The organism is Robertmurraya sp. GLU-23, assembly GCF_052983275.1.
This window is the reverse complement of sequence record NZ_JBRKCV010000033.1, coordinates 1-9,569: the sequence shown is the minus strand read 5'-3', so window position 1 is coordinate 9,569 and position 9,569 is coordinate 1. Positions and strand designations below refer to the sequence as shown.

The 9,569-nt window shown below is 33.5% G+C and carries 7 protein-coding genes and 2 pseudogenes; 5 read left to right on the top strand and 4 right to left on the bottom strand.

Going from position 1 to position 9,569, the window contains the following annotated elements:
• Positions 1-120 precede the first annotated feature (120 nt).
• The 4 genes and pseudogenes from ACVBAX_RS25105 to ACVBAX_RS25090 form a co-directional block, all read right to left on the bottom strand.
• Positions 121-1,509 (bottom strand): annotated as a pseudogene (locus ACVBAX_RS25105) (LTA synthase family protein); the annotation flags it as partial.
• 509 nt (positions 1,510-2,018) lie between these two features.
• Complete coding sequence (locus tag ACVBAX_RS25100) at positions 2,019-3,419, bottom strand: nucleoside recognition domain-containing protein (RefSeq protein ID WP_447119651.1); 1,401 nt, start codon at positions 3,417-3,419, stop codon at positions 2,019-2,021.
• Between the two features lies 1 nt (position 3,420).
• Positions 3,421-4,113: a FeoB small GTPase domain-containing protein gene (locus tag ACVBAX_RS25095; RefSeq protein WP_447119649.1), complete on the bottom strand. Its 693-nt coding sequence runs from the start codon at positions 4,111-4,113 to the stop codon at positions 3,421-3,423.
• Entirely contained in the window at positions 4,110-4,358 is a 249-nt protein-coding gene (locus ACVBAX_RS25090; protein WP_447119647.1) for a FeoA family protein, read from the bottom strand. The genes ACVBAX_RS25095 and ACVBAX_RS25090 overlap by 4 nt, the downstream gene beginning before the upstream one ends.
• A 281-nt stretch (positions 4,359-4,639) precedes the next feature.
• Between ACVBAX_RS25090 and ACVBAX_RS25085 the strand changes: the two are divergent.
• The 5 genes and pseudogenes from ACVBAX_RS25085 to ACVBAX_RS25065 all read left to right on the top strand — a co-directional run bounded on the left by ACVBAX_RS25085 (position 4,640) and on the right by ACVBAX_RS25065 (position 9,329).
• Positions 4,640-5,694: pseudogene (locus ACVBAX_RS25085) on the top strand (flavin-containing monooxygenase).
• 204 nt (positions 5,695-5,898) lie between these two features.
• Entirely contained in the window at positions 5,899-6,840 is a 942-nt protein-coding gene (locus ACVBAX_RS25080; protein WP_447119645.1) for a cation diffusion facilitator family transporter, read from the top strand.
• A gap of 414 nt (positions 6,841-7,254) precedes the next feature.
• Positions 7,255-8,007, top strand: coding sequence for a C39 family peptidase (locus tag ACVBAX_RS25075; RefSeq protein ID WP_447119643.1), 753 nt, complete (start codon positions 7,255-7,257; stop codon positions 8,005-8,007).
• Between the two features lie 71 nt (positions 8,008-8,078).
• Positions 8,079-8,606, top strand: a complete 528-nt coding sequence (gene resA / locus ACVBAX_RS25070; RefSeq protein WP_447119641.1) for a thiol-disulfide oxidoreductase ResA — start codon at positions 8,079-8,081, stop codon at positions 8,604-8,606.
• A gap of 15 nt (positions 8,607-8,621) precedes the next feature.
• Positions 8,622-9,329, top strand: coding sequence for a cytochrome c biogenesis CcdA family protein (locus ACVBAX_RS25065; RefSeq protein ID WP_447119639.1), 708 nt, complete (start codon positions 8,622-8,624; stop codon positions 9,327-9,329).
• Positions 9,330-9,569: the final 240 nt, after the last annotated feature.

Sequence of the window (9,569 nt, the reverse complement as noted above, 5' to 3'; positions counted from 1 at the left end):
TTCATTTTATACCCTCCTGGTTAATTGAGTTGTCCTTTTCGCTTGCAGGCTTTGGACTCTCTCATTCTACCAAGAGGTTATTTTTTTGTTCAAACCTCATTTTCATTCATTACAGGAATGCTGCCTTAATGATTCATCAGCATAACGTGCTGTTTGAAAATATCCATCAACAGTTTTATCCCCTGTAGTATGAGGTTGAATTGAAGCGTACTCTTCCCCAATTTCATATGGAAAATGGTGCGTTACTGGTATAAATTTTGCATAAAAGGGTTGAGGCAAAGTTTCCAATAAAGGAATGGATTGTTCATAAAATGGCTTATCCATTAACCCGTAATCTGCAATGTTTTCCGAATCCATCGTGTAGTAATTAGAATCAAAGAATTTGTTATATCCAAAAGATTTATAAATCTCATTTCGATTCCAAAAACTCCCCGTATTTGAGTGGAAAACCGCTGACGTGTAATCCTGTTGTCCCAATATAGCAGGGGCAGCCTGGTAAGTATTTAAGCCTTTTGTTGTAAATGCTGACCCTTGTGGAAGTCCATACAAGGAATTCTCTAAAATAAACTCTGCATCTGCTGTTTTCCCTTGTGCAGTCTGATGGAAGAAATTATTAAAATAAAGGGTATTTTCTTCCTTAGTCATGGAGTTTAGGAACGGTGTTACTTCCTCTCCATTCAATTTGTAATCAATTAAAAAGTTTTGCATGGATTCAAGGTGAAGATAAATTACATTCATTCCTTTTCCAGCCCCAAAGTATTTTGGGTTAGGTTCCGAATGATTTGATTTTGTATAATTGATTACCTCTGTGATATCGTTACTATCTGCCAAAACTCTTTGAGTAGAGGCCTTTGTACTTTGAACTGCATCATACAAAGTGTAATTATATAGACCTAAATACTTCACTATATAGTTTCTATCAAATCCCCTAGTTAACAGCTGTGGACGATCCCCTTCAGCCAATGCTAGGTTAAAGAAAGAAAAACCTAAAGCCAACAAAAACATAGCTGCTACATATCGCCGTCCAGGATTATTATCCTGCATTTTTTTATTTCTAATAAAATACAATCCTACTAAAATAAGAAAATCTAAGAAAAACAAGATGTCATACGGTTTTAAAAGAGAGGTAACACTGCTACTAACATCCCCAAAATTTTGTGTCTGTGTTAAAGTCGGTAAGGTGATGTAATCATTAAAAAACCGATAATACATAGTATTTGCATATACAAGGAACGTTAATAAAAAATAAGTAGTTAATAAAATTAAATACTTCTTTCTTCCTTTAAACAAAGTCGCAAAACTTAGTAAGAGTAAAGATGAGCCAAGTGGATTTAAAAGTAATAAAAAATCTTGTAGTGAACTTTCCGTATTTAAGTCAAACTGTGTTAACTGAACTATATATGTTTTTAACCAAAGTAAGATTACAGCTACAAATAAAAAAATGATGTAATGGTTGTGCTCAAACGCTAGATTGATTCTTCTATGAGCCAATTGAAAAAAGTTTTTCATTTTAACACCTTCTTTCTAACATAGTATTAAAACATAAATTATATAAAAAAAAAACAGGAAAATCCATCTAAATAATTATAAACTATCCATTTTTCTTTTATAAATATGCGTTTCATAGCCTACTACATTAATTCTTTTTTGAAAACAATAAAATTTTATTTGTTATTGGAGGCATATATATTTCCCTATTTATTATTAAAAGAATGCATACAAAGCGCATTATTCCTTCTTCTATTTAATAAGTAAAACGGTAGCTTTATAAAGCTACCGTTTAAAAGTAGATATTGTGTTATGATCATCATATAAATCTAATAATAAATGTTACTATTAGAATAATAAAGATTAACAAACAAATCTTACCTGTAAATTCCCACCAGTGTTTTTTGTTTTTTAGCATTAGGTAAGAAACCATTACACAAAATAAGGAAAAATAATTAGAAGGTTCTCGAAAAGGTGAATCACATAAATCCAAACTCCCTAGTTATAAGTTAATTAGCAAAGACTCAAGTTTATACCGAGCCCATAATACGCACAGTTTGAGCGACTAAGAAAGTAATTAGAAAAGCGATTCCTGTAGGTATTATAAATGACCAAAAAGTCCATTTAATACTTTTTGTTTCCTTATAGATATTTACTAGTGTTGTTCCACATGGATAATGTAACAAAGAAAATAACATCATATTTAGTGCGGTTAACCAAGTCCACCCATTGTCTAAAAATATTTGTTTAAGCCCCTCTATTCCATCCACATCAATTAATGCTCCTGTAGAAAGATATCCCATCAGTAGTATAGGGAGTACAATTTCATTTGCTGGTAAACCTATTATAAATGCCATAAGAATATACCCATCTAACCCTATTAACTTTCCTAGTGGATCTAGAAAGTTTACAATATGCAATAGGATGCTAACATCACCTATCGAGATATTAGCTAAGATCCACGTTAACACTCCAGCTGGAGCAGCTACTTTAATTGCACGGTTTAGAACGGATGCAGACTTATTTAGTGAAGAACGGATGACAGTATCAACAAACTTTGGTTTTCTATATGGGGGCAATTCTAGAGTATAATGGGTCGGTACACCCTTAAGTGCAGTTATAGATAATACCCATGAGACAAGGAAGGTTATTATTATTCCAAATAATACGATTCCTACAATCACAGATGTTGTTACTAATGACTTCATCCCTCCTGTAAAACCGGCTGCCATAAATAGTGATGACAATACAATGAGTGTTCCCCAACGCCCATTGCAAGGGACGAAGTTATTTGTCAGAATTGCCAGCATTCTCTCACGTGGAGATTCGATTATTCTTGAAGACATAACGGCGGCTGCATTACAGCCAAAACCCATAGCCATGGTTAAGGATTGTTTGCCGTGAGCACCAACAGTTTTAAATAAACGATCCATATTAAACGCAACTCTTGGTAAATACCCATAGTTTTCTAATAGTGCAAAGGTAGGGAAAAAAATAGCCATCGGAGGCAGCATCACACTAATTACCCAGCTTGTTCCTCTATATAAACCTAAAACCAATACACCATGGAGCCATTCTGGTGCATTAACAGCACTGAATAATAGACTCAAATATCCCGCGACCCAGCTAAAGAAACTTGCCAACATACTTGATGGGATGTTTGCTCCAGCAATAGTTAGATAAAAAACGATTCCTAACATTGAAAGCATTATTGGAAAACCCCAAATAGGAGATGTAAATATTGCATCTAACTGTTCAGTTCTTTGATCATACCTTGTTTTAGTAAAACTAACTCCCTCTTTTATTACCTCCTGACTATTGTTATAAATTTGTTCCACAATCCGATCACGAATAGTAAAAGAGGAGAGTTGTTCAGCCTGATGAATTAGATCTTTAATCTTCATGCTAATATTTATTTGTTGTGACTCCATCTTATATCACCTCAGAATTCGAAAGTTCTTTTTCAATTTTTTCTAAAAGTGTTTTATCTCCATCAAGTAGCCGTAAAGCCAACCATCTTTCTGGAAATTTCCCACCTGATATAATACGAACTTCTGGTAGTAGGAGGTTGATTTTTTGCTCAGTTTCCTCATCGTATTTCAACTGATATGGCTTACATCGAATTACTCCAGATGCCAAACGATCAATTGTATCCAGTAACATTGGAATACCCGTTTTGTTTCTAGCTGATATCTTAATCACCGGTACTCCTAATCGTTTCATTAATATTTTTTCATTTACCTTTATCCCTAATTTTTCTGCTTCGTCTATTAGATTTATACAAACAATGACATTGTCAGTTATCTCCATTACTTGCAAAGCTAGGTTCATGTTTCTCTCAAGTGCAGTCCCATCTAAAACAACCAGTGTAACATGAGGTTTGTTAAACACAATGTAGTCACGTGCGATCTCTTCATCTTTAGAATTTGAAAACAAAGAATATGTTCCAGGTAAATCAATCATTTCAAACATTTTATCTTTAATGTAAAAATTCCCCACTTTTAAGTCCACCGTTTTTCCTGCCCAGTTTCCAGTATGTTGTTTTAATCCAGTAAGGAGATTAAATAAAGTACTTTTCCCCGTATTAGGATTTCCGGCAAGGGCAATTTGGAACGATTTACTCATGTCTCAATCAACTCCCCTTTGATTCTATTACTCTCTTCTTTCCTTAAAGCAATTATTGTTTGACTTACTCGGTATGCAATTGGATCACCCATAGGACTCTTTCGTAGAACTTCAACGATAGAACCAGGAACGAATCCTAAATCCAGTAATCTTCTTCTCATAACTCCATTTATCTCCAACTTGGTAATGCGTATAGAATCACCCTTCTTGGCTTCAGATAACTTCACTACTTTTGACTGGCTCATTTTTATTTACCCTCCGCTCTTTTTTTGCCTTAATACAACTTTGTGGTTATAATATGATTATATTTTGAAATTGTCAAACTTATTTTTAAAAGGGCAAAAAATAAATGAAATTATATCCTTTACTTTTGAATCGAATCACAATTACCTTATTTTTCCTTTAGGTATAAATATAAACAAAAAAACATAAACTTATTGAACTAGAATTGACAAAAACAAGGATGACGCTATACATTATATATGAGCATATGCTCATATATAATGTATATGAGGAGTATATATTTATGTTTTATGATGTAATCATAGTTGGTGCTGGTCAATCTGCTTTATCTATGGGGTATTATTTAAAAAACACAAAATTATCATTTTTAATCCTTGGAAAGGGCTCAAGGTTGGTGATACGTGGAGAAATAGGTACGATTCCCTGGTATTATTTACACCACGTTCTTACAGTTCTTTACCTGGTCTATCACTGGATGGTAATCCTAATGGGTTTCCAACAAAAGATGAAGTAGCAGATTATCTAGAGGACTATGTCCAGTTTTTTAAATTACCTATTAGAATGAACACCAATATTACAAGAATCATTAAAGAGGGATCCCTATTTAGGCTTTTTTCGGAGCATGAATCATTTACAGCAAGGAATATTATAATTACGACTGGTTCATATCAATACCCTAATATCCCTTCATTTTCTAAGGACATTGCTAAAGACATAATACAGTTACATTCTTCCCAATATAAAAATCAATCTCAGTTAAACAGTGGATCTGTATTAGTAGTCGGTGGTGGTAATTCCGGTTCTCAAATTGCACTTGAATTATCGCATACCCGAGAAACATACCTATCGATTGGTCACGATATCCAATATCTACCTCTTACTATAGCGCGGCGAAGTATTTTTTGGTGGTTAGACAAGTTGGGGATATTAAAAGCTGACAATAAATCATTTATTGGTAGAAAACTTCAAAGAAAAGGTGACATTATCTTTGGAGATGAATTGAAAAAAAGTATTAAAATAAACAAAGTAAAAATAAAACCGAGAGCTATTGATGTCAGGGAAAAGAATGAGATCCTCTTTCAGGACAACACGACTTTAAAAGTTAATAATATCATCTGGGCTACTGGTTTTATACAAGACTTTAATTGGATTAATATCCCAGGTTCACTTAACTCAAATGGGATTATAAATCACATTAGAGGTATTACTAATATTAATGGTCTATATTTTCTAGGACTCCCTTGGCAACATCGGAGAGGATCATCTCTGTTATTAGGCGTTGGGGATGATGCAGAGTATTTGTATCAAAATATTCTAGAAACAATTTTCAAAGCATAAGCAGTTCAATACGTATCCAATTAAGAGCATTATTGTCAGCACTCACTGAACTAACTATAAAGAATTTTCATATATATAGGCATATTTGCAATATACTCTGTATTTTATAATGACCATAACTCCCCTAATTAATAACATGGGGAGGCAGCAAGAATTTAAGCTGAAATACAATACCGTTCAAAATGAATCAAAGGAGGCATTATTATGGGGCATCATCACCATCATGGCCACAATCATCATGGTCATTCACATGGCCATAATCACTTTGAGGAAGCCAGGGAAGGCAACAAAAAAGGGTTAATAATCGCACTATTGGTTACCACAATTATTATGTTTTTAGAGTTTTTCGGTGGTTTAATAACAAACAGTTTAGCACTACTATCAGATTCAGGACATATGCTGAGTGACGCCAGCTCTTTATTATTAAGTTTAGTCGCTATCTGGTTTGCTTCTAAACCAGCCTCAGCAAACAAAAGCTATGGTTTTTATCGTTTTGAAATCTTAGCTGCATTGTTCAATGGTGTTACTTTATTTGTTATTGCCGGATTTATTGTATGGGAAGCTTATGGCCGCTTTTTCGAACCACCCACTGTTGCAAGTGGTTCAATGATGTTAATTGCATCTGTAGGCTTATTTGCAAATTTGTTTAGCGCTTGGTCTCTAATGAGAAAAGGTGATGTAAAAAACAATGTAAATTTACGTAGTGCCTACTTACATGTTCTCGGTGATGCATTAGGCTCGGTTGGAGCTATAATTGCTGGAATTTTAATGCTTTTATTCGATTGGTATGTTGCCGACCCAATTATTTCAGTTTTGGTCGCTTTACTGATTTTAAAAAGTGCTTGGGGAGTTATAAAACATTCCACTCATATTTTAATGGAGGGTACTCCCCCTAGTATTAACCAAGATGAAGTAAAGTCTGTTTTATTAGAAATAAAAGGGGTAATTGATGTCCATGACCTCCATATTTGGACAATCACTTCTGGATTAGACTCATTTAGCTGTCATATTTTAGTTGAGGATCACATTAACAGTCAAGAGGTTCTACAAGAAGCCATTAATAAAATGCATGATATTTTTCATATTGAACACACCACTATTCAAATTGAAAAATCTCAGATTGCTCATAATGAATTAAAAGTTTAAACCTACCTAATGATACATCGAGACTGTAGACAAACCAAATGTATTTCAAGTTTGTCTACAGTCTTTTATCTTTACAATAAGTTTTAGTGAAGAAGAACGCTAGATGCGTAGAAGAATCTTCCCGTGGCATAGCCGAAACATTTTCCCAAGGTAGTGGCGAATGTATAATCCAATCAACAAATCTTTAATAAAAAAAGCTATCAAAAAGGTTTGATAATTATAAGTAATCCTTTCTTTTCAATCTGTTTTGTATCTACATGATTTCTACTTCATTCAAATTAACCTTTGAGTAAGGTGTGGCTCTAGAATATAATAAGGTTGTACATTGTTAAAGATTAGAAGGGAGATGTAAAACAACCATTTAGATCTGCACAAATTTAAATACTGCTTATCATAAAGTTGAGATCATTTACTATGAAAATTTGGAAATATATATTAGGTTCTATTATTTTATTACTTGCTACTTTCAGCCTCTATACCCTATTTGTACAAATAATTGATAACAAAAAATTTAACGCTACATCATTTGAAGCTAAAAAAGATCGATTACCTATTATTAAAATTAAAGATACCGTTTTGTTAGATGCCCCTACTATTAAGCAATTCCCTGAACTACCTAGGGGATGTGAGGTAACATCTCTAGCCATGCTTTTACAATATAAGGGTATAAATGTAGGGAAAATGGAATTAGCCGAAAAAATCCCAAAAGATACAACACCTTTAATAAAAGAAGGAAGTAACATTTCTTGGGGGCATCCTACCGATGGATTCATTGGAGATATGTATTCATATAATAATCCCGGTTACGGTGTATACCATCTTCCAATAAAAAAGCTTGCAGAGGAGTATATGCCCGGGAAAGTAGTTGACCTAACAGGGAGTGAATTTAATGAATTAAAAACATATCTTTCCCTTGGAAGCCCAGTTTGGGTTATTACTAATGCAACATATAATAGTTTACCAGATAGCGCTTTCGAAACCTGGCAAACGCCTAGAGGTGATTTGAACGTAACGTATAGATTACATTCAGTTCTAATAACAGGTTACGATGATAAGTATGTTTATTTTAATGATCCTTTAAATGGAGAAAAAAACAAAAAAGTTTCTACGGATAATTTTATTGCGGCTTGGGAGCAATTAGGGAGCCAGGCAGTCACCTATTATTAATTACAATGTTTATTAATAAAGTTGTATAAAAATATTTAATTAATTATTTATATAATAAAAGGGAGAATAGCATGGGAAACAAAAAAAAGCGGACAATTTTTAGAATAAGCTTGTTACTAATAATGTTATTAGCAATATCCTATACACTTTACCAAAATTTCTTTACTGAAAAAATGCGAGTTCAAGCAGGAGAAAAAGCACCTGATTTTTTACTTGAGGATATGCAAGGAAACAAAGTTCAACTTTCTGATCTAAAAGGAAAAGGAGTCTTCCTAAATTTCTGGGGAACTTGGTGCAAACCGTGTGAAAAGGAAATGCCCTATATGGAAAGACAGTATAAACATTATAAAGATCTAGGCGTAGAGACATTAGCTATTAATATAGGAGAAGGTGATGTTGTAATTGAAGCATTTGCCAATAAATATGGTCTTACCTTTCCTATACTGAAAGATAAAGATTCAGCTGTTACAGAAACTTATGATATAACTCCTATTCCAACAACATTTTTAATTGATAAGCACGGGACAATAGTGAAGGTCATAACTGGCAGTATGACTGAACGGGATATAGAAAACTATATGGAACTTATTAAACCTTGAGTTAGGTGATGAATTATGGAACAAGTCAATTTATTTTTAGCGTTTGGAGCAGGTCTTCTTTCATTTTTATCACCATGTTCCCTTCCGTTATATCCCGCATTTCTATCTTATATAACTGGGGTGTCGGTAAACGATTTAAAGAACAAAAAAGGGCTATTAAATAGAGAAGCTTTCATCCATACAGTTCTTTTTTTAGCAGGATTTTCAATTATTTTTATAGCTTTAGGTTTGTCCACCTCTTTCATCGGTTCGTTTTTTTTAGATTACCAAGATTTACTTAGACAATTAGGTGCCATTTTAATGGTATTCTTTGGTTTAGTACTTTCTGGCCTGCTTAAATTTGATTTTCTTCAATCCGATAAAAAAATAAAATTTCAAAAAAGACCCTCAGGCTATATAGGTTCAATTATTATTGGGATTGGTTTTGCAGCCGGATGGACACCTTGTACAGGTCCAATTCTTGCTGGGGTAATTGCATTAGGAGTATCAGATCCTGGTAGAGGACTTTTCTATATGCTTCTTTATGTATTAGGTTTTTCTATCCCCTTTATACTAATGTCTCTGTTTATAGAAAAAATGACATTTTTAAAGACTCATAGTGCTGGTATTATGGCTTTAGGTGGCATTTTAATGGTCCTTATGGGAGTATTATTATACTTTAACATGATGACAAAAATTATTACATTATTAACACCACTTTTTGGCGGATTTACGGGATTTTAAGATTACTATCACACATCCCATCGTTTTATATTATGACTCAAATAATAATAAGTATATAAATGATTACTCATTATTGTTTCCTATCGTAATTCTTCTCCTAAACTGCAAAACCAACAATCGAGTAGGAGGCGCTTTTTCAGCGCCGACCTCTCACACCACCGTACGTACCGTTCGGTATACGGCGGTTCGAAAGTTTATGAAATAACTTTTGAAAGAGATTTTAATCCTAGATTTCTCCAG

What these genes read in the sequence shown, in the direction of transcription:
- ACVBAX_RS25100 (WP_447119651.1), bottom strand. Translation starts at nt 3,419, where the DNA reads ATGGAGTCACAACAAATAAATATTAGCATGAAGATTAAAGATCTAATT.
- ACVBAX_RS25095 (WP_447119649.1), bottom strand. Translation starts at nt 4,113, where the DNA reads ATGAGTAAATCGTTCCAAATTGCCCTTGCCGGAAATCCTAATACGGGG.
- ACVBAX_RS25090 (WP_447119647.1), bottom strand. Translation starts at nt 4,358, where the DNA reads ATGAGCCAGTCAAAAGTAGTGAAGTTATCTGAAGCCAAGAAGGGTGAT.
- ACVBAX_RS25080 (WP_447119645.1), top strand. Translation starts at nt 5,899, where the DNA reads ATGGGGCATCATCACCATCATGGCCACAATCATCATGGTCATTCACAT.
- ACVBAX_RS25075 (WP_447119643.1), top strand. Translation starts at nt 7,255, where the DNA reads ATGAAAATTTGGAAATATATATTAGGTTCTATTATTTTATTACTTGCT.
- resA (WP_447119641.1), top strand. Translation starts at nt 8,079, where the DNA reads ATGGGAAACAAAAAAAAGCGGACAATTTTTAGAATAAGCTTGTTACTA.
- ACVBAX_RS25065 (WP_447119639.1), top strand. Translation starts at nt 8,622, where the DNA reads ATGGAACAAGTCAATTTATTTTTAGCGTTTGGAGCAGGTCTTCTTTCA.